The sequence below is a fragment of the Micromonospora alfalfae genome (genome assembly GCF_022230925.1).
In the GTDB taxonomy this organism is placed as follows: domain Bacteria; phylum Actinomycetota; class Actinomycetes; order Mycobacteriales; family Micromonosporaceae; genus Micromonospora; species Micromonospora alfalfae.
This window is the reverse complement of the sequence record NZ_JAKKFH010000019.1, coordinates 189,488-213,278: the sequence shown is the minus strand read 5'-3', so window position 1 is coordinate 213,278 and position 23,791 is coordinate 189,488. Positions and strand designations below refer to the sequence as shown.

Sequence of the window (23,791 nt, the reverse complement as noted above, 5' to 3'; positions counted from 1 at the left end):
GGTGGCACCGCTACTCGACGTAGACTCCCTGGCCGTCACCCTGCCCTCACCGCGTGGCCCGCTGCCGATCCTGCACGACGTGTCGTTGACAGTCGACGAGGGTGAACTGGTCGGCATCGCGGGGGAGAGTGGCTGCGGCAAGAGCCTCACCGCGCAGACCCTGCTCGGGCTGCTGCCCCCGGGGGCGGCGGTCACCGGCTCGGCCCGGTACGCCGGCACCGAACTGCTGGGCCTGGACGCCCGGGGCTGGCAGCGGGTCCGTGGCGCCGGCATCGCCATGGTCTTCCAGGACCCGAGCGCGGCCCTGCACCCGATGCTCACCGTCGGGCGGCAACTGACCGAACACATGCGGGTGCACCTGCGGATGGACCGTCGCGCTGCCGGCCGCCGCGCTGTGGAGCTGCTCGACCAGGTCCGCATCCCGGACCCGGAGCGGGCGCTGCGGGCGTACCCGCACCAGTTCTCCGGCGGGATGCGGCAGCGGGTCGCCATCGCCATCGCGCTGGCCGCCCGGCCCCGACTGCTGATCGCCGACGAGCCGACGACCGCCCTCGACGTCACAGTGCAGGCCGGAATCCTCGCCCTGCTGGAACGGCTGCGCGCCGAGACCGGGCTGGCCGTCGCGTTCATCACCCACGACCTCGGGGTGCTCAGCGCCCTGACCACCCGTGGCTACATCTTCTACGCCGGGCGGGTCGTCGAGACCGGCCCGACGGGCAGCCTGCTCACCGCCCCCACCCACCCGTACACGGCCGCGTTGCTCGGCGCCCGACCGCACGGCACCCAGACCGGCGCGACGTTGCGGCCCATCCCGGGCGCGCCGCCGGCACCCGGCGAGGCGCCGCCGGGCTGCCCGTTCCAACCCCGATGCGGGTACGCCGAACCGTCCTGCGGCGAGGCCCCGCCCCCGCTCACCCCCGCCGGCGTCGACCGGTCGGTGGCCTGCGTGGTCCGTCCGCACCTGGAGGTGGCAGCGTGAACACCCCCGCCCGACTGTCCTTCACCGACGTCGAGGTCGAGTACCGCTCCCGAGGACGTGGGCGGGTACGGGCCGTCGCCGGGGTCAGCCTGGAGGTGTCGCCCGGCCAGATCGTCGGGCTGGTCGGTGAGTCCGGGTGCGGCAAATCCACACTGGCCCGCGCCGCGGTCGGGCTCAGCGCTCCGAGCGCCGGCACCGTCGAGTACGCCGGCCGACCGGTCACCCCGCTGGGCTGGCGGCCCCGATCCGGTGCCGAGGTCGGCCTCCAGATGGTCTTCCAGAACCCGTACGCCTCGCTGAACCCCCGGCGCACCATCGGCTCGCAACTCCTCGACGGCGTGCCGGCCGCGGTCACCGGGTCGGCCCGCCGGGCCCGGGTACATGAGCTGCTCGAACGGGTGGCCATGCCGACCAGCGCCGCCCAGCGGTATCCGCACCAGTTCTCCGGCGGTCAGCGGCAGCGTCTGGCGATTGCCCGCGCGCTCGCCCCGGAACCCCGGATGATCATCGCGGACGAGCCGGTCACCGCGCTGGACGCCTCGTCCCAGGCGCAGGTGGTCAACCTGCTCGTCGGGCTGGTCCGCGACCTGGACATGGGCATGCTCTTCATCTCCCACGACCTGGCGTTGGTGCACGAGATCGCCGACGTGACAGCCGTGATGTACCTGGGCCGGATCGTCGAGGCCGCACCCACCCGCGAGCTGTGGCGCGAACCCCGACACCCGTACACCCGGGCGTTGATCGACGCGGTGCCGCAGATCGGGCCCACCCCGCGCCTGCCCGCCATCCTCGCCGGGGAGGTGCCCGACCCGGCCAACGCGCCCACCGGGTGCCGTTTCCGGCCACGCTGCCCGCACGCGTTCGCCCCCTGCGGGGAACAGCCCCCCACAGTCGACCTGGGTGACCGCAGCGTCGCCTGCTGGCTCACCGACTCCGCAACGGCCCCGACCGTCGCGCGCTCACTCTGAGGACACCCATGCGCATGCCCACCGAACAGGTCCTGGTCAACCTCGCCCTCTACGACGGTGTCCAGGACGCCCTCCAGCCGGATCGCGGCATCTGGATCGACGCCGACGGGATGATCCGTGCCGTCGGTCAGGTCGACGACGTCCTCGCCGAGGCCGGTGCCGCCCGGGTGGTCGACCTGGGCGGCGAGCACGTCATGCCGGGTCTGACAAACATGCACGTCCACCTCTCGTTGGGGTTGCCCGGCCACCTCGCCGACACTGTGCACAGCTCCAACCTGGCCGAGTTGGTGCTGCTGATGGCCGACTCGGCCCGGCGCACCCTGCACTCCGGTGTCACCACCGCCCGCCTCGTCGGGGAGAGCCGGTACGCGGACTTCGCCCTGCGCAGGGGGATCGAGGCCGGCGCTGTCGACGGCCCGCGCATCTTCACCGCCGGGCACGCGCTCTGCTGCACCGGTGGGCACGGCTGGGACGCCGACGCCTTGGAGGCCGACGGCGCGGACGGGTTCCGGCGGGCCACCCGCGAACAGCTCCGCGCCGGCGCCGACCTGATCAAGGTCTGCATCTCCGGGGGGATCGCGGGCCAGCACGAGGCGATCGACACCCCGCAGTTGCTCGACGACGAGATGGCCGCTGTCATCCGCGTCGCGCACGACTGGGGGCGCAAGGTCACCGCGCACGCCGGCCCGGCCGACTCGGTCCGCCGCGCCGTCGAGCTGGGCCTCGACTGCGTCGAGCACGGGTACGAGCTGACCGACGACGTCACCCGACTGATGGCCGAGCGGGGTGTCTGGTACGTGCCGACGATAGTGGTGAGCCGCTGCGAGCAGTTCTTCCGCGATTCCGGGGTGCCCGGCTGGCTGATGGACCGGGCCCTCGCGGCCGGGCCCCGGCACTGGGAGAGCCTTCAGCACGCCATCCGCAACGGCGTGCCGATCGCGCTGGGCAGCGACATGCCCCCGCACGCCGGCTACGACGAGACCACGGCGACCATCCGCGAGCTGGAGTTCATGGTGGACGCGGGGATGCCCGTCGCCGACGCGCTCAAGGCCGCCACCACCCGCCCCGCGCAGTGGTTGGAACGTGCCGACACCCTCGGCACCGTCGAGGCCGGCAAGCATGCCGACCTGCTGGTGCTGCGCGACGACCCGACCCGCTCGGTCTCCGCGTTGCGCACCCTGCACGCGGTGATGAAGGGCGGTGTGGCGTACCGCGACGACCACGGCCGGCTCGGCGTGCCGCGATGAGCAGCATCACGCAGGTCGCCGACGGGTACCTCGACGCGCTCGCCGAGCTGGACCCGCAGGCGGCCGAGGCGGTGGGGCGTACCCCTCGATCGCACGTCCCGGATCTCTCGCCGGACGGCTTCGACGCCCGTGCGGAGCTGGCCCGGCGCACCGCGACGGCCGCGGCGGCGGCGACCACCCACGACCCCGGCGAGCGGTCCCTGGCCGACGCCCTGCGCGACCGGCTGGCCAGTGAGGTCGACCTGTACGACGTGGGGTTCACCACCCGGCTGCTCGCCCCACTGGCCACGCCGGTGCACCTGCTCCGGCAGCTCTTCGACAATCTGCCCCGGCACACCGAGGACGACTGGGCGGTGGTGGCCGACCACCTGCACCAGGTGCCCGACGCCCTGGACCGGTACGCCGCAACGCTGCGCCGGTCGGCGCAACGCGGACAGTTGGTCGCCCGCCGCCAGGTGCTGGTGGTCGCCGACCAGTGCACCTCATGGACCACCGCCGACTTCTACGGGCGGTTGGTCGACGGCTGTCCCGGCGGCCCGCTCGCCGCTCGGCTGCACCGGGGCGCGCGGCTGGCGAGCGCCGCCACCGCCGGTTTCGCCGCGTTCCTCCGCACCGAGCTGGCACCCTCCTCGTCCACTGTGGATGGTGTCGGCGGTGACCTGTACCGGGTCACCGCCCGCAGTTTCCTCGGCGCGACAGTCGACCTGAACGAGGTGTACGAGTACGGCTGGGCGGAGTTGGACCGCACCGCCGCCGAGCTGCGGACCGTCGCGGTCGAGCTGGGCCACTCGCGGGTGACTGCCGCGCGGGCGGCCCTGGACGCCGACCCGGCCGGTCGGGTGACGGCCGGGCCCGCCCTGGAGGAGTGGCTGCGCCAGCGCACCGAGCAGCTGACCGACGCGCTCGACGGGCGCCACTTCGACATTCCGTCCGCCACCCGCCAGGTGCTGTGCCGGATCAGCCCCGCCACGTCCGGGGTCATGTACTACACGCCGCCCGATCCGGCGTTGACGCGTCCCGGCGCGATCTGGTGGTCGGTGCCCACCGGCGAGTCGACGGTGCCGGTGTGGCGGCACGTCGGCACGCTCTGCCACGAAGGGCTGCCCGGCCACCACCTCCAGCACGCCGTCACCCTCACCACCACCGCCCTGCACCCGTGGCAGCGCACCCTGTGCCAGGTGCACGGGTACGCCGAGGGGTGGGCGCACTACGCCGAGCGCCTCGCCGACGAGATCGGCCTGTACGCCGGCCCGGCCGAGCGGCTCGGCATGCTCGACGGTCAGCTGTGGCGGGCCGCCCGGGTGGTCATCGACCTGGGTCTGCACCTCGGGCTGCCGATCCCGGCCGGCAACGGGTTCACCGAGGAGCGCCGCTGGACGCCAGCGCTCGCGGTGGACGTCCTCACCCGCGTCGTCGGCCTGGACGCCGAGACCGCCCGCTTCGAGGTCGACAGGTATCTCGGCTGGCCGGCGCAGGCCCTGGCCTTCAAGGTCGGCGCGCGGCTGTGGCAGCAGGCCCGCCGGGACGCCGAGCGCCGCGAGGGCACCGCCTTCGACCGGAAACGCTTCCACCACACCGCGTTGGCGCTCGGGCCCATGGGACTGGATCCGCTGCGCGCCCGTCTGGCCGACCTGCCCTGCCCCCCGGCACCGCCGTACCCGATCGGAAGTGACAGCCGATGAGCGATGAGCTCCGCACCACCATCACCGACCTGTACCGGTCCCTCGGCGACCGGCCCGCCTTCGACGCGCACCTGCACCCCGACCTGACGTTCTGGGAGTCTGACGCCGACGGCCTGCTGTCCGGCCTGCCCGCGCTCGACGACCTGCGCGACCGGCGGGCGACCCGGGCGACGGGGTCGGCGCCGATCTCGGTGGCGCCGGAGCACCTGCGCGCCGATGCCTGGGGCGACACGGGTCTGGTCCGCTACGTGCTGCGGGCCCGCTTCGCCGACGCCCGCCCGGACGAGTGTTTCCGGGTGACCGACGTGCTGCGCCGCGAGGATGGCTCCTGGCGCATCGTGCACCACCACGCGGAGGCCGTGCGATGAGCGCCGAGGAACTCACCACCGATCTGTACGACCTGCGGGTCGTGGTGGAGCGGATCGAGGGCCGCTCGGTGTGCGGTCTGAAGCCGGGCGACCACATCGACCTGACCGGCTCCAACCGGCTCACCATCCCGGCCGGGGGGCACTTCTGCCTGTACGCCCTGGCGGCGTGCCTGCCGTTGCTGCCGGCGAAGCAGCGGGCGCTGGCCGAGGGCGACTGGATGGCCCGGGACAGCCACGTCGCCTGTCCGGACCCGGACGAGCGGCTCATCATGCGCATCGAACGGACCGGCCTTCAGCGCATCCCCACCGAGGAGTTGACGTGAGCGCTGGGCTGGTCGGCATCGGCCTACAGTCCGACAAGTCCGCCGACGAGTACGCGGAACTGGCCGAGCTGACCGAGCGGCACGGCTTCGACGTGTTGTCGGTCTTCGGTGACCTGATGTACCAACCGCCGATCTTCCCGCTGTTGGTGGCGGCCCGGCACACCCGGCGGATCCGCCTGGGCGCGGCGTGCCTCAACCCGTTCACCATGCACCCGGTGGAGGTCGCCGGTCAGGTGGCCGCACTGGACCTGGCCTCGCGGGGTCGGGCCTACCTGGGCCTGGCCCGGGGCACCTGGCTCAACGAGATCGGTGTGCCGCAGGTCCGTCCGATCCGGCGCATCGTCGAGACGGTCGCCGTCGTACGGCTGCTGCTCGCCGGCGACGACAGCGGTTTCCAGGGTCTGGAGTTCACAGTCGCGCCGGGCACGTCGCTGCGGTACACGCCGGCCCGTGCCGACGTGCCGGTCCTCGTCGGCACCTGGGGGCGGCAGACCGCCCGGGCAGCGGCCGGCTTCGCCAGTGAGGTCAAGGTCGGCGGGTCGGCCAACCCGGCGATGGCCCGGATGATGCGCGCCTGGCTGGACGACGCGGCGGTCGCGGGCCGGAACGGCACTGGTGTCGTGCTCGGCGCTGTCACAGTCGTCGACGAGGACGGTGCGATGGCACGTCGGGTGGCGCGCCGGGAGGTGGCAATGTACCTGGCGGTGGTCGCCGCCCTCGACCCGACGATCGAGGTGGACCCGGAGTTGCTGGCCCGGATCCAGCAGCACGTCGGCCGCCGGGAGGACGACCTCGCCGGTGCGCTGATCGGCGACGACCTGCTTGATCTGTTCGCCTTCTCCGGCACGCCGGAGCACGTCGCGGGGCAGGCCGCGGCGGTGTTCGACGCCGGGGCGAGTCGGGTGGAGTTCGGCACCCCGCACGGGTTGACGCCGCACGGCGGCATCGACCTGCTCGGCCGGCGGGTGCTCCCACTGTTACGCGGGTGAAAACTCCTCATCAAGGGCCTCGAAGATCACGTATTCCTGCATATGATCTTGCGGGAAGCCGCCCGAAGAGGCGCTTTCGTCCACATTAGACGAGGAGCGACATGCTCAGGAAAACGCGATGGCTGTTGGCCGTCGCCGTCACGGCCACGACGCTGACCGCCCTACCGGGCGGCGCTGCCACGGCCGGACCCAGCGACATCGGTCAGACCGGCGCACCCGCAGCCACTGCCGATCCGAAGACGCACACCGTCACCCTGCTGACCGGGGACGTGGTGACCGTACGGGACACCGGATCGGGCTGCCCACAGGCCACAATTCGGCCGGCGGACGACAACGCGGTGATCCACCAGAGCTGCGGCCCCGACGGTCACCTGCACGTCATCCCCACCCGCGTCGCGTCCCAGATCGGCCCGGTTCTGGACCCCGACCTGTTCGACGTCACCACGCTGATCGCCGACGGCTACGACGACGACAACTCCACCGAGCTGCCGCTCATCGTGCAACCCGCCACCGCGTCCGCCCGGGTGGCCGCGCTCGGTGACGTGCTGTCGCTGCCCAGCATCGGTGCGGTCGCCGGCCGCGTACCCAAGAAGAGCCCGGCCACGGCGAAGCTCGCGACCAACTCGCTGCTCGCCGGCGCGAAGAAGGTCTGGCTCGACCGCAAGGTCCGGGCCACCGCCCTGACCGACGGCGGACGCCCGGCCGGCCTGGACCGCAACCTGGGCCAGATCGCCGCGCCGGACGCCTGGAAGGCCGGCTACACCGGCAAGGGCGTCCGGGTCGCGGTGCTCGACACCGGCGCTGACTTCACCCACCCGGACCTGGTCGGCCGGGTCGCCGAGCGGGCCGACTTCACCGTCGAGAGCGGTGACGCCGTCGACCACAACGGCCACGGTACGCACGTCGCGTCGACCATCGCCGGCACCGGCGCGGCCGCCCACGGCCAGCGTCGCGGCGTGGCGCCGGACGCCAAGCTGGTGATCGGCAAGGTTCTCGACGACCACGGCTACGGCGACGACTCCGGCATCATCGCCGCGATGGAGTGGGCCGCCACCCGGGCCGACGTCATCAACATGAGCCTCGGCGGCAGCGACCCGGACGACGGCAGCGACCCGCTGTCGCTCGCCGTCGACGCTCTGAGCACGTCCACCGGCGCGCTCTTCGTCATCGCCGCCGGCAACAGCGGCGGCGCCATCTCCTCACCGGGCTCGGCGGCCAGCGCGCTGACCGTCGGCGCTGTCGACCGCGACGACAAGCTCGCCGACTTCTCCAGCCGCGGGCCGCTGGTCACCAGCAACGTGGCCAAGCCGGAACTGGTCGCGCCCGGTGTCGACATCGTCGCCGCCCGGGCCGCCGGCACCAACCTCCAGGACCCGATCGACAGGTACTACGAGGCGATCAGTGGCACCTCGATGGCGAGCCCGCACGTGGCCGGCGCCGCCGCGCTGCTCGTCCAGCGCCACCCGGACTGGACCGGTGAGCGACTCAAGGCCGCCCTCGTCGGCGCCGGCGACCCGCTCACCGGCATCGACCCGTACGCCGTCGGCGCCGGCCGGCTCAACGCGGCCCGGGCCCTCGGTGGCCCCACCAGCGACCAGCCGGTGGTCAACCTCGGCACCTTCGCCCACCCGCAGTCCGGGACCAGCGAGACGAAGCTGAGCTGGACCGGTGAGTCGACGACCGTTCTCGACCTCGACGTGTCGATCGTCAACCACGACGGCCAGCCGGTGCCGCGCGGCGCGGCGTCGCTCTCGGCGAGCCGGCTGACGCTCAAGCACGGCACCACCGCCTCGGCGACGCTGCGGGTCAACCGCGCGGCGCTGGCCGCCCGGCCGGGCTTCTACCTGGCCACCGTCACCGCTCGTTCCGGCCGCAAGCTGGTCGCGACGACCCCGGTGAGCTTCTACGTCGAGCAGCCCAGCTACGACCTGACGATCCAGACGAAGCCAATGCCGGGCCTGAAGGACGGCGCGGAGAGCTGGATCAACCTGATGGTCACCAACCTCACCGACCCGGTGATCTACTACGACGGCGCGGGCGGTACGCCCGGAGACACCTTCACGCTGCGGGTGCCGGCCGGCCGGTACGCGGTCCTCGGCTCCTCCGTCGCCTACTACGTCGACAGCGACGTGCTGGAGACGACCCTCGCCGCCGAGGCCGACCTGGACGTGCGCGCCGCCCGGAGCGTGACGCTCGACCCGGCGCGGGCCAAGCCGGTGACGGCGACCGTCGACGGGGTGCCCACCACGCCCACCCGCACCGACCTCACCAACGTGCAGACCGCGCCGAACGGCCTGTCCTGGTGGCACCAGATCAGCGGGTACGGGGCCAGGACGACGGTCCGCACCACAGCGCTGCCCAAGCCCACCGTCGGCTCCCGGCGCACCTGGGCGGCGGTCAACCTGGACTCGCCGGCCGGCACCACCAACCCGTACCGCTACAACCTTGTGCACGAGTACGCGGGCGGCGTGCCGGCCGACCCCGCCTTCCGGGTGAACAGGGCCGAGCAGGCCAAGCTCGCCCGGATCGAGGAGCGCTTCCACCAGGTGGACTCGGAGGGGATGGTCACCCAACTGATCCGCAGCGGCTTCACCGCGGACGGGGTGCCGGTGACGCAGACCCATGAGGGGAACCTGCCGCCGTACCGCACCGACTACCTCTCGGCCGGCTACCGCTGGGCCGACGAGGGTGTCTACGGCGGCCTGTCCGCTCAGGAGGCCCCCCGCACCTATCAGCCGGGCAGTCGGCAGACCAAGGTCTGGGCCCGGCAGCCGTTGCACTCCGGCTGGTACGACGACCCGGCCGGCGTCGACCACAGCTGCGCCACCGCGCCGTCACGGACCCGGGGCAACCTGCACATCGACCTGGTGTCGCTGACCGACCAGCACCAGCGGGCCGACTGCCTCCAGGGCGCCTCGATCGGCGTGAACCGCAAGCTGTCCTTGTACCGCAACGGGAAGCTGGTCGAGGAGCGGGACCGCCCGCTCGCCGACTTCACAGTGCCACAGCAGGTGGCCGACTACCGGCTGACCCTCGACGTCGACACGAGCCTGATCCTGCCGATCTCCACCAAGGTCAACACGTCGTGGACGTTCCGGTCGGCCGGGCCGGACGGCACCGGCAGCGTGCCGCTGCCGCTGCTCGCTGTGGACTACGCGCTGCCGATGGACACCAACAACCACGCCACCGGCGGAACGGCGGAACTGGCCGTCCGGCAGATGCGCGGCATCAAGGCGCAGAAGGTGACGTCGTTCCAGGTCTGGACCTCGACGGACGACGGGGCCACCTGGAAGTCGGCCCGGGTCACCGGCAGCGACGACGGCTACCGGGTCGCGCTGCCGACGGCCGCCGCCGGGCAACCCGTGTCGTTGCGGGTGAAGGCCGCCGCCAAGGGTGGTAGCGGAATCGAGCAGACCATCATCCGGGCGTACCACGCCGGCTGACCGTCGACACAGTGGTGCGACCCGGCTCCGGCCGGGTCGCACCACCAGGTGCCGGACCGTCACTGGCCCTCCCAGACCGCCTTCGCCCCGGAGTCGCCCGTACGGAACACGTAATACACGGTGACGGCCGCGGCCACCAGCGACAACACCTGCAACGCCGGGGTCAGCAGTCGGGGGCGCGCACCCGCGGCGGGACGCGGCGGAACGAGCCGGACCAGTGCCAGGGCCACCACCCCCAACCCGATGCTGGCGTAGAGCGTGATGTCACCGAACTCCTGGTGCGCCTCCAGCTTCGGCAGGAACTCGGGGGTGACCCGCTTGGCGGCGCGCATCCGCTCAAGGAAGGCGTCGCCGGAGAGCTTCGTCAGCAGGGCGGCGACCGGCGCACCCACTGCCAGCAACCCCAGCACCCACCGGGTGTGCGGCCGGATCGGCGGTACGAACGCGTAACCGACAGTCAGCAGAGCCAGCAGCGGCACGAACACGACAGCGGCGTGCAGCAGCAGAGGGTGGGCCGGGATGCCCATGAACTCCTCGAACATCGGCGTCTCCTCCGGTGACATCAGCCTGGACGTTGATCGTCCACACCGGGACGCTATCGGTACCACGCGGGCGTGTCATCCCCGTCGATCACTCACCTGTCGCACCGCAATGCGGACTCAGGTCGCCGCCGCACGTACGCCGAGGCCGACCAGGATCACGCCGGTCAGTCGATCGAGCATTCGTCGCACCGATGCGGTGCGGAGCAACCGGGCGGCGGCACCGGAGACGACGGTCCAGCCGGCGAGCCAACAGGTGTGCAGCGCGGCGTGCGCCGTGGCGAGCAGCACCATCGGCACCAGCACCGGTCGGCCCGGTTCGAGGAACTGCGGTGCCAACGTGAGGTAGATGGCGGCGGCCTTGGGGTTCAGCACGTTGCCGAGCAACCCTTGCAGGTACGGGTGGTCCACGCGCCAGGGCAGCCTTCGGGCGGAAACCGTCGGTCGCCGTTCCGCTTCCGTGCGGCGGCGCGACGCGGACCAGAGCATCCAGAGCCCGAGCCCGACCAGATAACCGGCCCCGACCAGCTTGACCACCCAGAACGCCTGCGACGAGCGGAGCACCAGCGCGGCCAGGCCGACGGCGGCCAGCGTGGCGTGCGCGTAGAGCCCGGTCACCGTACCCAGGATCACCCACCAGCCCTGCCGCCGCCCGCCGGCGGCCACCCGCGAGATGACCAGGGTCAGGCTCGCGCCCGGCGTGGCGGTGATCGGCGCGACGGCGAGCAGGAAACCGAGCACCGCGACCCCGTGCATGCTCAGACCACCACCCGGTAGTGGGTGGTGAACAGCCCGGCGTCGTCGTACACGTGGAACGCGACGCCGGGCGGTTGGGTCTGGGTGGCCAACGGGCCCTCGCCCTCCCAGGGCATCCGCAGTGTGGAGACCACACCCGGGGCGATCCGCAGTGGACGGCCCGCGAAGGTGCTCGCGGCGGCGGTGTGGAAATGCCCCGTCAGCACGGCGACGACCTGCGGGTGGGCGGCGACGAGCTCGGCCAGGGGGTCGGACGGCAGCAGCCGCATCGGGTCGATGACCGGGTGGTGCAGCACCACCGGCGGGTGATGCAGGGCGACGAACGTCGGCGTCCCGGCCGGCACCGAACCCAGCTCGTCTGCGAGCCAGGCCATCGTCTCCTCGTCCAGGTGACCGTCGTCCGCACCGGGCACCGACGAGTCGGCGAGGAGGAAGACCGCCCCGGCCACGTCGTGGCGGGTGTTGATCGGGCCGGTGCCGCCGCCGTCGTCGTCACCGAGCAGACCCTTGCGGTACGCGTCACGCACATCGTGGTTGCCGGGGCAGAGCATCACCGGCAACGGAGAGTCGAAGAGCTTCGCGGCGGTCTCGTACTCGGCCACCTCGCCGTGGTCGGCGATGTCCCCGGTGATCAGGATCGCGTCGACAGGCCGTGGCAGGCCGTGCAGGTAGTCCATGACCCGGGCGGTCCGCTCGGCCGACCGGGGGTGGCTGTCGAGGTGGGTGTCACTGAGATGCGCGATGACCAGCACAGGAGCTCTCCTAACGGCTACCAACATCAAGCCGTCAGGGGACACTACTCCCGGCCAGGTCGGCCGCCGCAGCGTGGTGTCCGTCGAGGTCAGCTCCGGGAACGCGGCAGGCAGTCCTTCTTGTACTTGAGGCCCGAACCGCACCAGCAGGCGTCGTTGCGCTCCGGCGGCCAGGCGATCCGTGCGCTGGGCCGCGCCGACACCTCGGCCGCGTAGCCGGCCCGGACCGCCGCGTCGGCCGGATCGCCGCCACGTCGACCGGCGAACGCGGTCAACCCGGCCACTGTCGCGCCGAACACGCCCAACCCGGCCTGACCTGCTTCCCTCAGCCGAACCAACTCCGTCTCCAGCCGGCCCCGGTGCGCGTCCCAGTCCGGCCCGTACACCTGGGTGAGGGCAGGGTGCTCGGCGAGCAGGCGATCGAACTCGGCCCGCGGCCAGAAGAGCAGATCCGACTCGGCGTCCCGACGCTCCCCGGCCCGACGCACGAGCTGGGTCTCCAGCCGGTCCGCCAGGTCGTCCTGCCGGTCGTGCGGCAGGTTCAGATTGCGGCGTACCCGATGCCGTTGTTGCAGCAGGAAGAAGGCGACACCCGGCGCGTCCGGCGGACCGAGCTCGACCACCGGGTCGACAGCGGTGCTGGCCGGCCCGGCCGCGGCAATCGCACCTTCGAGCACCGTGTTGACCGCCTCGCTCAGCCACGTCTCGGCGGTCGCCGAACGCCCACCGGCATCCAGCGCGGCACTGACGTAGGCGGGGGCGTCGGGCTGCACGAGCAGCAACGGGCGCAACGCCGTCAACTCCGCCAGCGCCTCGTCGTCGCGGCCGCCGGCCCGGAACAGCGCGCGGGCCCGCAGCGCGCGGGCGAACCCGGCCCGAGGGTCATCACCGGACGGGTACGCCGCCAGCGCCTGCTCCGCGTAGCGCAGCGCGGCCTCGGGCCTGGCCCGGATCTCGGCGATCTCGGCGGCCAGCGTGAACGCGTCCCCGGCGTCGTCCGGGTCCTCCAGCCGGCCCTGCTCGGCGGCCTCCGCTACGTCGGCGGCGACACCGAGCGGATCGGCGTTCCCGAGCGCCGAGCGGCGAAGTTCGGCGAGGTCAGCCTTGGTGAGTGTCTCTCTCGTCGGCACGATCTCACGGTACGTCGGGGTACGCGCGGAATGCGGGCAGATCACCTGTTACCCCGCTCTGACGCCGCGTCTTCTGCCCGCCGCCGGGCGGACTACGACCAGGCGCCGGCCGCCGCGGCCTGAGCGGCGTAGGTGTCGAAGTCGAGCGGGTCCCGTCCGAGAACTCGTCGTACCCCGTCGGTCGGTTCGGCGAGATGACCAGCCCGCATCCCGGTGAACAGGGCGTTCAGCGCCGTCGCCGCCTCCGCCGGATAGCCCTCGGCGAGCAGCTCCGCGTGGTACTGCTCGGGGGTGAGCTCCTCGTAGCGGATCGAACGGCCGGTCACCCGGGCGATCGTCGCCACCGCCGCGGCGAACGTGAGCGCACGAGGACCGGACAGGTCGTACACCTGTTCGTGGTGACCGGGCGACGTCAGCAGCGTCGCGGCCACGTCGGCGACGTCCTGGGCGTCGACGAACGGCTCCGGCGTGGCGCCCATCGGCAGGGCCAGCCGACCGTCGAGCAGCGGTTGGCGAAACAGGTCCTCGCTGAAGTTCTGGCTGAAGTTGTTCGGCCGGATGATCGTCCACTCGATGCCGGATGCGCGCACCGCCTCCTCCGCGGCGAGCATGCCGGGGGAGAAGTCAGCGACCCGGTCGATCCCCCGGCCGGAGAGCGCCACGATCCGGCCGACACCCGAGTCGACAGCCTGGGTCACGAAGTCGGTGGCCAGCGCCGGGTCCTCCGGAGCGAGCAGGTAGACCGCCGAGACGCCCGCCAGGGCCGGCTGCCAGGTGTCCCGCCGCGACCAGTCGAACCGCACCTCACCGGAGCGAGAGGCGGCCCGGGCGGACCGACCCGCAGCCCGCAGCGTCTGGACCAGCCGACGACCGGTCTTGCCGGTGCCAGCCATCACGAGTGTCGAAGATGCGTCCGTCGTCATGACCACCAGTCAACGCGCCCGGTCGAGGGCGGGACATGTCCTGTCGTACGCCAGGCATGTCCGATCGTCCGCGGTCCATCCTCCGCGCTCTATCGTCGGTGGCATGGACCCGTTCGACAGTCTGCTGCGCGGTCTGCACGCTAACGGCGCGGCCTTCGGCCGGTCGGTGCTGACGCCGCCGTCGGCGCTGCGGTTCACCGACGGCGCCCCGCTGACGCTCTGCGTCCCGATGCGGGGCGAGGGCTGGATCTCCCACCCGGAGAGCGACAAGCCTCGCCTGGTCCGGGTCGGCGAGGCGGCCACAGTGCGCGGGCCGGCGCCGTTCGTCTTCTCCGCCGAGCCCCGGTCGAGCTTCGAGCCCGGGGAACTGCGCGACGTCCGGCGCGGCCAGACCGGCCCGGTCGAGCCGGTGGGCGCGGACCACACCGACAGTCTCGTGCTGCTGGTCGGGGTGTACCACGTCCGGGGTCGGGTGCCCCAGCGGTTGCTGGGTGCGCTGCCGCCGGTGCTCGTCGTGCCCGAGGACCAGGACTGCGCCGCGCTGCGCGACTACCTGGACGCCCAACTCGACGCGGGGCGGCACGGACGACAGGTGGTGCTGGACCGCCTGCTGGACTGGTTGCTGGTGTGCACCGTGCGGGACTGGTTCGACCAACCGGAGGCCGAGGCCCCCGGCTGGTACCGCGCGCTGAGCGACGACACAGTCGGCCCGGTGCTGCGCGCCATGCACGACGCTCCCGGTCGCCAGTGGACCCTGGCCAGCCTGGCCGCGCAGGCCGGAGTCTCCCGGTCGACGCTGGCCAAACGGTTCACCGCGTTGGTGGGCGAACCGCCGCTCACCTACCTGACCGACTGGCGCATGACGGTGGCCGCCGACATGCTGTCCGAATCGAGCGCGACTGTCGCCGCCGTGGCACGTCACCTCGGGTACGCGGACGCGTTCGGGTTCAGCGCGGCCTTCAAACGTGTCCATGGCATGAGCCCGAGCCGGCATCGACGGCTCACCCGGGTCGACGCCACCGCGGCCTGAGCGGCTACTCGTCCAGGGCCCGGAGCCGGTCGACGAGTGGTCGCAAAACCAACTAACCACTGTCATCTGCCGTCAACCCGTCGTCGGTAGCGTCCGGTCGCCAGTTTCCCGACCAGGTCGCACAAAGGCGGAATTATGGGCACTGTGGATCGCCGTACGTTCCTGAAGGCGATGGGAGTTCCCGCGATCGGCGCGGCGCTTCCGATGGACCTCAGCAAGGCGCTCGCCATCCCGGCGAACAACCGGACCGGCTCGATCGAGGACGTCGAGCACGTCATCATCCTGATGCAGGAGAACCGTTCGTTCGACCACTACTTCGGCACCATGCGTGGTGTACGCGGATTCGGTGACCCCCATCCGGCGACACTGCCGTCGGGCAAGGACGTGTGGCACCAGCCCAACGGGACCGACGAGCTGCTGCCCTTCCGCCCCGAGGTGAAGGACCTCGGCCGGACCTTCCTGCCGGACCCGCCGCACGGCTGGAACGACGGGCACGCCGCCTGGAACGACGGCCGGTTCGACAAGTGGGTGCCGAACAAGGGCGTCACGGCGATGACCTACCACACCCGCCAGGACCTGCCGTACCACTACGCGCTCGCCGACGCGTTCACCGTCTGCGACAGCTACCACTGCTCGCTGATGGGCCCGACCGACCCGAACCGCTACCACATGTGGAGCGGCTGGGTCGGCAACGACGGCAAGGGCGGCGGCCCGGTCATCACCAACGCCGAGGCCGGCTACGACTGGTCCACCTACCCGGAGCGGCTGGAGCGCAACGGCATCTCCTGGAAGATCTACCAGGACGTCGGCACCGGCCTCAACGCCGCCGGCTCCTGGGGCTGGACCAACGACCCGTACATCGGCAACTACGGCGACAACTCGCTGCTCTACTTCCACCAGTACCAGAACGCGCAGCCCGGAACGCCCCTCGCGGACAAGGCCAAGACCGGCACCGAGGTCAGGACCCAGGGCCGCGACCCGGAGGCGCTCCTGGCCGACTTCCGCGCCGACGTCGAGGCGGGACGCCTGCCGGAGGTCTCCTGGATCACCGCACCCGAGGCGTACACCGAGCACCCGAACTGGGAGCCCGCCTACGGCTCCTGGTACATCTCGCAGGTCATCGACATCCTCGCCGCGAACCCCGAGGTGTGGAGCAAGATGGCGCTCTTCATCACCTACGACGAGGAGGGCGGCTTCTTCGACCACGTGGTCCCACCGACGCCCCCGCAGACCCGCGAGCACGGACAGTCGACAGTGCCGACCACCAACGAGATCTTCCCCGGCGACGCCGACCACCCGGCCGGACCGTACGGCCTCGGCATCCGGGTTCCCATGGTCATCGTCTCGCCGTGGACGCGCGGCGGCTACGTGAACTCGCAGGTCTTCGACCACACCTCACTGATCAAGTTCCTGGAGGCGCGGTTCGGGCCCGGCCGGCCGGACCTGATCGAGCAGAACATCACCCCGTGGCGGCGGGCCGTCGTCGGCGACCTGACCACGGCGTTCGACTTCCGGCACCCGAACCGCTCGCGCGAGGTCAGGCTGCCCGACACCGACGACTTCAAGCCCGAGGAACTGGTCCGGCACCCCGACGAGGTGCCGGTCCCGCCGGCCGACCAGCGGCTGCCGAAGCAGGAGCACGGGGTACGCCCGGCACGGCCGATCCCGTACACCCTGCACGCCGACGGGCACCGCAGTGATGACTCGTTCCGGATCGACTTCCGCAACTCCGGCGGTGCCGCCGCTGTCTTCCAGGTCCGCCAGGCGGGCCGCGCGGACGCCCCGCGCAGCTACACGGTCGAGCCGGGCAAGCACCTGGCCGACACCTGGCCGGTCACCTCCGGGTACGACCTGTTGGTGCACGGGCCGAACGGGTTCTTCCGCCGATTCGCCGACGGCCGGTCCCACCTCGACGTCACCCCCGCCTACGACGAGCACGACTACAAGCTCGCCCTCACGCTCACCAACCGCCTGTCGAAGCGGGTCGAGGTGACAGTCCGCGACGGGTACAACGCCCGACCGGTCACGCTGTCGCTGCGCCGCGGCGAGACCGAGCGCGTCACGTGGGCGCTCGCCCGCACCCACGGCTGGTACGACCTGACGGTCCACGTCGCCGGTGACGCCGACTTCGCGTACCGCTGCGCGGGTCACGTCGAGAACGGCAAGGACAGCATCAGCGACCCGGCCCTCGGCGGGCTCGTCTAAGCGACACCGCGTCACCCGGGTCGCCGACGGCCCGGGTGACGTGGCTCGGCGCCGCGATCGGCGGCGGATGTGCGGATGAGCGGATGAGCGTGATGACTCACAGGCATATCGATGCCGCACAGTCATCACGCTCGTCACGGCGCTCGTATGTCGGCTCGGTCAGAACTCCTCGTACACCGCCGGGTCCTGGTCCGAAAGCCGCCCGTCCGGGCGGCCCAGCGCGGTGATGGCCTCGACCTGCGCGTCGGTGAGCGTGATACCGAAGACGTCAAGGTTCTCGACCTGCCGCTGCGGGGAGGCGGCCTTGGGCAGCGGGATCACCTGACGGGCCACGTGCCAGGCGAGGATGGCCTGCGCCGGGCTGACGCCGTGCGCTGTCGCGATCTCCACGACGACGGGGTGCTGCTGCAGGTCGTTGCCGTGGCCGAGCGGGCTCCACCCCTGCACCAGGATGCCGTGCTCCCGGTGGTAGTCGAGCGCTTCCTGCTGCGGAAAGTACGGGTGCACCTCGATCTGGTTGACCACCGGGGCGACCCCGGTCTCGGCCACCAGCCGCTCGATGTGCTCGGGCAGGAAGTTGGAGAGCCCGATGTGCCGCACCAGCCCACGCTCACGCGCCTCGATCAACGCCCGCCACGCCTGCACGTACCTGTCGACCTTCGGGTTCGGCCAGTGGATCAGGTACAGGTCGATTCGGTCGAGGCCGGTGCGGAACACACTCTCCTCGATGGTGGTCAGCGCCTCGTCGTAGCTGTGGTGCCGCCCCGGCAGCTTCGAGGTGACGACCAGCTCGTCCCGCACGTCACCGGCCGACCGGGCCGCCCGGCCGACAGCGCCCTCGTTCTCGTAGTTCACCGCCGAGTCGATCAACCGGTAGCCGGTCCGGATCGCCTGGCCGATCGCGTCGACACCCGCCGAGCCGTTCAGCCGGTACGTGCCGAGCCCGATCGCCGGCAGAGTGGTGCCGTCGGCTGCCGTCAGATGGGGAATCGTCATGATCGGAACCCTACCCGCGCGAGCCGTCCCGCAGGCTGGGTCTCTTCCGCCCGGACGGTCCCTCAGGTGGCCCCGTCACCAGCGGGGGCGTCCCTGATGGCGAGTGCGGCCTGGATGAGCGCGGCGTGGGTCAGCGTCTGCGGGTAGTTGCCGAGGTGGGCACCCGTCGCCGGGTCCACCTCCTCGGCGTAGAGGCCAAGTGGGCTGGCGTGGTCGGCCATGACCCGGAACAGCTCGACGGCCTCACGGCGACGCCCGGTGCGGGCAAGGGCCTGAACGAGCCAGAACGAGCAGGGAAGGAACGCGCCCTCGGTGCCGGGGAGGCCGTCACGTCCGGGCGGGTAGCGGTAGAGAAGTGGACCGCCGGCGGACAGCCGGTCCCGGATGGCGTCGATGGTGCCGCGTACCCGGGGTGACTCGGCCCGGTCCATGCCCAGCAGCGGCAGGACGAGCAGCGCCGCGTCGAGATCGGAGGAGCCGTAGCTGCGGACGTAGCTGACCGCCGTCGGGTCGAAGCCGCGCGTCCGGACCTCGGCGGCGATCGCAGCACGGGCGTTCTGCCAGCGTCGACGTTGACCCTCCCGCAGGGGGTGCGTGTCGGCGATGGCCAGGGCACGATCCAGGGCGAGCCAGCCCATGAGCTTGGAATGGACGTGTTGGTCGGGCTCCCGCACCTCCCAGATACCGGCATCGGGCTGCTGCCAACAACCGGCGACGACGTCGGCGAAACCGCGCACCGCCCGCCACGTCTCGGCGGAGAGGCGGTGCCCGCCCTGGGCGAACGCCCAGGCGGCGTCGATCACCCAGCCGTAGCCGTCGAGCTGGTGCTGACCGGCGGCGCCGTTGCCCATCCGTACCGGACGGCTGTCGAGGTAGCCGGGCCAACCGGACAGCTCTCGCTCCGCCGGCACCTGCCTGCCGTGCAGGGTGAGCAGCGCCGGCAGGCGTGGCCGTTGCAGTCGGCTCGCGTGCAACAGCCACGCGAGGAAACCACGTGCCTCGTCGGTCTTGCCGACACTGAGGAAAGCGCTGACGCCGATGCTGGCGTCTCGGGGCCAGACATAGCGGTAGTCCCAGTTACGTCCCCCACCGGGATCCTCGGGCAGTGACGTGGTCGGTGCGGCCACCGGCGCTTTGCAGGGCGAGTAGGTCAACAGCCGCAAGGTGAGCAGACTTCGTACGACGTGTTCCCGGAACGGCAGCCGCTCGTCGATCTCCGCGGTCCAGGCCCGCCAACGGCTCTCGTCCTCAACCAGCAGGTCCCAGGCGGCCGTCGGCTCGACGTGGATCAGCGGTTCGCGGTGGGCCACGGCCAGCACGAGGGTGACCGGACGGCCCGGGCGGACGGTGATCGAGCTGGGCCGACCCGGTTCGATGCCGAACGCGGGCGTGCTGTCCAACGCGACCGCGAGCGCCCCCCACTCACACACGAGGGCCTGGCTCCGGTGGTGGGCTCGGGGCCGGCGGTGCCGTGCGCCGAGGCGGGGATCGAACTCCACCACCGCGTCGACCGGCGCCTGCTCGGCCGACAGCCGTCGCACGATCAGTGTCGCGGGCAGCAGGCGACCGCTGACCTCGGCCACCATCGCCTCGGTGAGGGTCAGCCGGCCGCCGCCCACCGCCCAGGTGGTTTCCAGGGTGGCGGTGTGCTGCCGGTACCGCCGTTCGACGACAGTGGCCGGCCCGGCCGGGCCGACCCGGAACGTTCCGGCTTCCGGGCCCCCGACCAGCCGGCCGAACAGGGGATCGCCGTCGAAGCGTGGCACGCAGAGCCAGTCCATCGCGCCGTCACTCGCGACCAGGGCGGCAGTGCGAGTGTCGCCCAGCAGACCGTAGTCGCTGATCGGCGGCCCGTCAGTCATCGAAATCGCCCCTTGACGGGCCGGGCTGGCGAACAGCGTGCGTCGGGCGGGGACAACAGTCGGACGTGGGTCACCGGGCTTGGAGGAGTAGCCCGAGAAAGACCCCGTAGATGACGTGGACGACAGCCGTGACCAGGGGCGTCTGGATGCCGTAGTTGACGGCGAACAGCCCGGGTGGCTCCAACACCGCCGTGCTGGCCGGCCCCGCCCGTTGCGAGGCCATCCGCGGGTGGACACCAGGAAGCAGCGGAAGAATCACCGTCAGCGCGATCCCGACGTGCACGATCCCGAGCAGTGCCCCGATCCACCAGGTGGCGCGGTGCAACAGCGCGAACGTGGCCGCGTAACCGAGGGCGAAACCCTGACCGGTGCAGAGGTGCAGGAAGAACCCGACGACCCGCGCCCGGTCGGGATCGTCGGTGACGAAGGCCCCGAGCACCAGGGGAAGGTCGAGCCGAGTGAGACCGGCCAGCTGAGCGGAGATCATCGCCGCGGTGAGCGCCGCGGTGGCGACCAACCCGAACAACGCCCATCCGGCCCAGTCCATCTCAGCAGTCGTCGACGCCGCGGGCGTTCTCAATCATCGGTCCACCCTCCGGCTGAACAGCGCGAATCCCACGGCGCGACCGGACACCCGCCCACCGGGTGCCCGGTTTCTCACCATAAGCCCACGAACCTGCCGCGCTGACCCGCTCGCGTAGATGTCCCTTGACGAGTTGACACCGGGTCGGTGCCGTGCCACTGCCTCAGGTAGGCGCTCCACCCATGCCGGCGGTGCGCCGCACGTCGGTCACGGCCAGGACGGCGGTGGTGGGCCGAATGCGCGACGACTGGCCCGCACGGCCAGAGCAGCGAGGGCAGCGTTGGCACCACCGCCGATCACCGCACCGATCCCGAACGGTGCCACTCGACCGAGAACGATGATTCCCTGCTTGGTTCCGTACTTCGTGATGAAGTTCCGCCCCAGGACCGTGTTGATCTGGCGCAACGTGGCGACAGGCACCTTGGCGACAACCTGACGCCCCCAGTGTTGCCCGGTGCGCTCGGCGACCCTCGTGATGGTGGCGGAGCCGGACCCGCCGAGCATGATCCCCATCACGATCGTTCGGCGGCGCTCGACCTCGTCGATGCGGACTCCGTGGACTTCAGCGATCGAGAGCGCGAAGAGCGCGCTCAGCTGAAGTGAGGACAGAGCCTCGCCGGCCGTCAGCGCCAGTGCGACGCCCGTGCCGACGCCCGGTGCCGCTGCGGTTCCGCCGACGGCGGCGCCCGCCCCGGTCAACGCGCTGACGTAGATCCGCTCCAGGTTGCGGATCACCTCGGCTGGTGTCGCCTCCGGGTTGCGCTGGCGGGCCCGGGCGAGGTTCTTCTGCACCAGTGGGGTCTGCAGGGCGATTGCCTTGTCCAGCAGGTCGAGGACCCGCTGCCCACGTGCGCCCGCCTCCGGCGCCGGTAAATCGAGGGCGTCGTCTGCCATGCCTTGAACTCCTTGGTTGTCACGTCTCAACTGGGCTGCCACTCGACCAACCGATCGGATCTTGCGTCACCTCATTGACCGGTGGACGCCCTACTGGGTGGGCGAGTTCGTTCCTTCAAGGCGCATTACTCAGCGAGGTCGGCGAGCATGCGCTGGTACGCGATGGGGTGCACGACCGGAACGGCGTACTGGCGGGCCTTCTTGGCCTTGCCGGACATCGAGTCGGGGTCAGCAGCCACCAGGAGGCGGGTCTTCTTGGTGACGTTGTCACCGACCTGGAGCCCTGCCGCCCGAGCATCTTCTTCCCAGGACCACCGCGGTGGTTCCATCGCCCCGGTGAAGACCACCACGTCGCCGGGTCGAAGCCGCCAACTCTTGGTCTGAGGCCGGGCCGGGCCGACGTCACGAGCGGCCTTGAGGGCATGGTCGACGTCGGAGGCTTGTAGCCCGAGCAACGAGGCAACCTGGTCCAGGTCGTGGCGTTCGGCCGACGTGAGGACGTTGTCCTCCAACGCCACGGCCGCCAGACTCGCCAGATAGCTGCGGTGCAGGTGGTCGACGTCGACTCGGGCGAGGCCGAGCTCTTCGGCCGTGGCGACGAGCGCGTCCGCTTCGCTGGCCGAGATATGCCGGTCAAGCAGTGCCTGGTCGAGCAGATCGAGGTACGCGTCCCCCTGTGGTTCACGGAGCCGCGGGAGCCGGTCCACCAGCCGAGCCAGGAAGTGCTCCTCCCGGTGCCCAGGCTCTCGGCGAGGCACCGGCACCACTGCTTCGGTAGCCAAGGGTGGCCAAGGCGCGGCCGCAGCGGCGTCAATGACGGACGTCCACGGCGGTGGCGTTCCTACGTCCCGCAGATAGCGGGCCAGAAGCTGCGAGGCTGCCCTCGCGTCATGCAGAGCGGAGTGGGCCTGGTGCGGCGGCAACCCCGCCGCGCGACAGCAGTCGTGCAGGCTGCGGCCGGCCGACGGGAGGAAGTGCCCGGCCAGCCGCATGGTGCACAGCCCCTCGGCCAGGCTGATCGGCAGTTCAATCCCCAACCGGCGGTACTCCGCGATGAGGAATGCGGCGTCGAAGTGCAGGTTATGAGCGACCAGCACCCTCCCGCGAAGGAGGCTGGCTACGTGACCTGCGAGCCGACCGAACTCCGGTGCGCGCCGTGCTTCGGCGGCCGAGATGCCGTGGATGAGTTGTGGACCGAGATCCCGGCCGGGGTTGACCAGGCTGCACCACTCGTGCGTCCCCTGCCCGGCGTCGTCAAGGTGGATGACGGCGACCTCGACCACGCGGTCGTGCCAACTGGTGCGCAGGCCCGTCGTTTCCAGGTCGATAACTGCGTACACGTCGGGTCGACTCCTTAGATCGTGGCCTGAGCGGAGTTGTCGGCGGCAGCACGCAACCAGGCCAGCCACCGTGGAGGCAACGGCTGTGGCTCGCCCAGAGCGCGCAGGTACTTTCGGCGATACCGTGCCTGTTCCGTGTCCTGCCAGAGCTGAGCGGTCATGGCGACAGCCGACGTCAGGGCCAGCGCCGACCCCGCGACCGGCGATGCGGCGCGGGGCTGCGCGGCGAGCCGGATCGCCAGATCCTCGTGATCCGGCACCTCGCTGGGCCAGGCGAGCGGGGCCAGCTTCGACTTGGACACCGCACGCTGCCGGTCGACTGCGTCGCTGTAGGCGGACCGGTGCTCGGTGATCTCCGCGAGTAGGTCGGAGACGGTCAGCACGTTCCCCCGCAGCATGTTGACCAGTTCCTGCGGCAGTACGTGAGCGATCCTCTCCAGGATCGCGACCGGAGCCTCCCGGTTCCACCCCACCAGGCACCGCCCCTGCAACATCCACATGATGCGAACAAGTTGGTCGTCCTGCGCGGCTTCATCGAGGCGTACCAGCCACGCCCCGCCGGCGCGTCCGGTCGGGCTGAGCCGCCACACCGCTACCGCCTCGACGCCGTCCGCGTCGGGGCCGACGGCGAGAACAGCATGACCACGCGCACCGGGCACGTAGTCAACGGAAATGGCCAGTTCGCTCTCGGATTCCTCAGGTTCTGCCATCCCACGTCCTTCATGATCGAAATCGGGAGCATCACAGTAGGTGTCAATGTGCTCACCCAGGCTCAGCCGGAG

General features: G+C 71.5%; 21 protein-coding genes. 10 read left to right on the top strand and 11 right to left on the bottom strand.

Translation table 11 applies throughout. The features are described from left to right. Position 1 precedes the first annotated feature (1 nt). From MED01_RS16975 to MED01_RS16940, 8 genes are all read left to right on the top strand, one after another. On the top strand, positions 2–979 hold the full coding sequence (locus tag MED01_RS16975) for an ABC transporter ATP-binding protein (protein WP_238669539.1): 978 nt from the start codon (positions 2–4) through the stop codon (positions 977–979). After that, positions 976–1,947, top strand: coding sequence for an ABC transporter ATP-binding protein (locus MED01_RS16970; RefSeq protein WP_238669538.1), 972 nt, complete (start codon positions 976–978; stop codon positions 1,945–1,947). The genes MED01_RS16975 and MED01_RS16970 overlap by 4 nt, the downstream gene beginning before the upstream one ends. 14 nt (positions 1,948–1,961) lie before the next feature. Continuing rightward, positions 1,962–3,194, top strand: a complete 1,233-nt coding sequence (locus tag MED01_RS16965; protein WP_238669537.1) for an amidohydrolase family protein — start codon at positions 1,962–1,964, stop codon at positions 3,192–3,194. Then, a complete protein-coding gene (locus MED01_RS16960; RefSeq protein ID WP_238669536.1) occupies positions 3,191–4,876 on the top strand; it encodes a DUF885 domain-containing protein in 1,686 nt (561 codons plus the stop codon). The genes MED01_RS16965 and MED01_RS16960 overlap by 4 nt, the downstream gene beginning before the upstream one ends. After that, entirely contained in the window at positions 4,873–5,244 is a 372-nt protein-coding gene (locus tag MED01_RS16955; RefSeq protein WP_238669535.1) for a nuclear transport factor 2 family protein, read from the top strand. Before MED01_RS16960 ends, MED01_RS16955 begins: the two co-directional genes overlap by 4 nt. Next, positions 5,241–5,567 (top strand): TIGR04076 family protein, encoded by a 327-nt coding sequence (locus tag MED01_RS16950; RefSeq protein ID WP_238669534.1) that lies wholly within the window; start codon positions 5,241–5,243, stop codon positions 5,565–5,567. Before MED01_RS16955 ends, MED01_RS16950 begins: the two co-directional genes overlap by 4 nt. Further along, on the top strand, positions 5,564–6,556 hold the full coding sequence (locus tag MED01_RS16945) for an LLM class flavin-dependent oxidoreductase (protein WP_238669533.1): 993 nt from the start codon (positions 5,564–5,566) through the stop codon (positions 6,554–6,556). Before MED01_RS16950 ends, MED01_RS16945 begins: the two co-directional genes overlap by 4 nt. Before the next feature lie 101 nt (positions 6,557–6,657). Next, on the top strand, positions 6,658–9,999 hold the full coding sequence (locus tag MED01_RS16940) for a S8 family peptidase (RefSeq protein WP_238669532.1): 3,342 nt from the start codon (positions 6,658–6,660) through the stop codon (positions 9,997–9,999). A 59-nt stretch (positions 10,000–10,058) separates the two neighbouring features. Here the strand turns inward: MED01_RS16940 and MED01_RS16935 are convergent, their stop codons facing one another. The 5 genes from MED01_RS16935 to MED01_RS16915 all read right to left on the bottom strand — a co-directional run bounded on the left by MED01_RS16935 (position 10,059) and on the right by MED01_RS16915 (position 14,099). Further along, positions 10,059–10,541, bottom strand: a complete 483-nt coding sequence (locus MED01_RS16935) for a DUF2231 domain-containing protein (protein ID WP_238669531.1) — start codon at positions 10,539–10,541, stop codon at positions 10,059–10,061. A 117-nt stretch (positions 10,542–10,658) separates the two neighbouring features. After that, on the bottom strand, positions 10,659–11,294 hold the full coding sequence (locus MED01_RS16930) for a LysE family translocator (RefSeq protein ID WP_238669530.1): 636 nt from the start codon (positions 11,292–11,294) through the stop codon (positions 10,659–10,661). Between the two features lie 2 nt (positions 11,295–11,296). Then, positions 11,297–12,046, bottom strand: a complete 750-nt coding sequence (locus tag MED01_RS16925; RefSeq protein WP_238669529.1) for a metallophosphoesterase — start codon at positions 12,044–12,046, stop codon at positions 11,297–11,299. A gap of 89 nt (positions 12,047–12,135) precedes the next feature. Beyond that, positions 12,136–13,176, bottom strand: coding sequence for an SEC-C domain-containing protein (locus MED01_RS36135; protein ID WP_238669528.1), 1,041 nt, complete (start codon positions 13,174–13,176; stop codon positions 12,136–12,138). Between the two features lie 92 nt (positions 13,177–13,268). Beyond that, positions 13,269–14,099 (bottom strand): NAD(P)H-binding protein, encoded by an 831-nt coding sequence (locus tag MED01_RS16915; RefSeq protein WP_238669527.1) that lies wholly within the window; start codon positions 14,097–14,099, stop codon positions 13,269–13,271. A 103-nt stretch (positions 14,100–14,202) separates the two neighbouring features. Here MED01_RS16915 and MED01_RS16910 point away from each other — a divergent pair, with 103 nt between their 5' ends. Further along, complete coding sequence (locus MED01_RS16910; RefSeq protein WP_238669526.1) at positions 14,203–15,129, top strand: AraC family transcriptional regulator; 927 nt, start codon at positions 14,203–14,205, stop codon at positions 15,127–15,129. A 135-nt stretch (positions 15,130–15,264) separates the two neighbouring features. After that, positions 15,265–17,334, top strand: a complete 2,070-nt coding sequence (locus tag MED01_RS16905; protein ID WP_238669525.1) for a phosphocholine-specific phospholipase C — start codon at positions 15,265–15,267, stop codon at positions 17,332–17,334. Between the two features lie 159 nt (positions 17,335–17,493). Here MED01_RS16905 and MED01_RS16900 read toward each other — a convergent pair whose 3' ends face one another. From MED01_RS16900 to MED01_RS16875, 6 genes are all read right to left on the bottom strand, one after another. Continuing rightward, the gene (locus MED01_RS16900; protein ID WP_238669524.1) at positions 17,494–18,330 is read right to left on the bottom strand and encodes an aldo/keto reductase; all 837 of its coding nucleotides are present in this window, start codon (positions 18,328–18,330) and stop codon (positions 17,494–17,496) included. A gap of 62 nt (positions 18,331–18,392) precedes the next feature. Beyond that, the gene (locus MED01_RS16895) at positions 18,393–20,192 is read right to left on the bottom strand and encodes a glycoside hydrolase family 15 protein (RefSeq protein WP_238669523.1); all 1,800 of its coding nucleotides are present in this window, start codon (positions 20,190–20,192) and stop codon (positions 18,393–18,395) included. Between the two features lie 70 nt (positions 20,193–20,262). Continuing rightward, positions 20,263–20,739 carry a hypothetical protein gene (locus MED01_RS16890; RefSeq protein ID WP_238669522.1) on the bottom strand — a complete coding sequence of 159 codons (477 nt, stop codon included), beginning with the start codon at positions 20,737–20,739 and terminating at the stop codon, positions 20,263–20,265. A 243-nt stretch (positions 20,740–20,982) separates the two neighbouring features. Continuing rightward, the gene (locus MED01_RS16885; protein ID WP_238669521.1) at positions 20,983–21,669 is read right to left on the bottom strand and encodes a hypothetical protein; all 687 of its coding nucleotides are present in this window, start codon (positions 21,667–21,669) and stop codon (positions 20,983–20,985) included. A gap of 125 nt (positions 21,670–21,794) precedes the next feature. Next, positions 21,795–23,009, bottom strand: coding sequence for an exonuclease domain-containing protein (locus MED01_RS16880; RefSeq protein WP_238669520.1), 1,215 nt, complete (start codon positions 23,007–23,009; stop codon positions 21,795–21,797). Between the two features lie 14 nt (positions 23,010–23,023). After that, positions 23,024–23,719: a DUF6218 family protein gene (locus MED01_RS16875; protein ID WP_238669519.1), complete on the bottom strand. Its 696-nt coding sequence runs from the start codon at positions 23,717–23,719 to the stop codon at positions 23,024–23,026. Positions 23,720–23,791: the final 72 nt, after the last annotated feature.

What these genes read in the sequence shown, in the direction of transcription:
- MED01_RS16910 (WP_238669526.1), top strand. Translation starts at nt 14,203, where the DNA reads ATGGACCCGTTCGACAGTCTGCTGCGCGGTCTGCACGCTAACGGCGCG.
- MED01_RS16900 (WP_238669524.1), bottom strand. Translation starts at nt 18,330, where the DNA reads ATGACGATTCCCCATCTGACGGCAGCCGACGGCACCACTCTGCCGGCG.
- MED01_RS16955 (WP_238669535.1), top strand. Translation starts at nt 4,873, where the DNA reads ATGAGCGATGAGCTCCGCACCACCATCACCGACCTGTACCGGTCCCTC.
- MED01_RS16915 (WP_238669527.1), bottom strand. Translation starts at nt 14,099, where the DNA reads ATGACGACGGACGCATCTTCGACACTCGTGATGGCTGGCACCGGCAAG.
- MED01_RS16875 (WP_238669519.1), bottom strand. Translation starts at nt 23,719, where the DNA reads ATGGCAGAACCTGAGGAATCCGAGAGCGAACTGGCCATTTCCGTTGAC.
- MED01_RS16895 (WP_238669523.1), bottom strand. Translation starts at nt 20,192, where the DNA reads ATGACTGACGGGCCGCCGATCAGCGACTACGGTCTGCTGGGCGACACT.
- MED01_RS16930 (WP_238669530.1), bottom strand. Translation starts at nt 11,294, where the DNA reads ATGCACGGGGTCGCGGTGCTCGGTTTCCTGCTCGCCGTCGCGCCGATC.
- MED01_RS16960 (WP_238669536.1), top strand. Translation starts at nt 3,191, where the DNA reads ATGAGCAGCATCACGCAGGTCGCCGACGGGTACCTCGACGCGCTCGCC.
- MED01_RS16890 (WP_238669522.1), bottom strand. Translation starts at nt 20,739, where the DNA reads ATGGACTGGGCCGGATGGGCGTTGTTCGGGTTGGTCGCCACCGCGGCG.
- MED01_RS16965 (WP_238669537.1), top strand. Translation starts at nt 1,962, where the DNA reads ATGCCCACCGAACAGGTCCTGGTCAACCTCGCCCTCTACGACGGTGTC.
- MED01_RS16885 (WP_238669521.1), bottom strand. Translation starts at nt 21,669, where the DNA reads ATGGCAGACGACGCCCTCGATTTACCGGCGCCGGAGGCGGGCGCACGT.
- MED01_RS16905 (WP_238669525.1), top strand. Translation starts at nt 15,265, where the DNA reads ATGGGCACTGTGGATCGCCGTACGTTCCTGAAGGCGATGGGAGTTCCC.
- MED01_RS16950 (WP_238669534.1), top strand. Translation starts at nt 5,241, where the DNA reads ATGAGCGCCGAGGAACTCACCACCGATCTGTACGACCTGCGGGTCGTG.
- MED01_RS16940 (WP_238669532.1), top strand. Translation starts at nt 6,658, where the DNA reads ATGCTCAGGAAAACGCGATGGCTGTTGGCCGTCGCCGTCACGGCCACG.
- MED01_RS16935 (WP_238669531.1), bottom strand. Translation starts at nt 10,541, where the DNA reads ATGTTCGAGGAGTTCATGGGCATCCCGGCCCACCCTCTGCTGCTGCAC.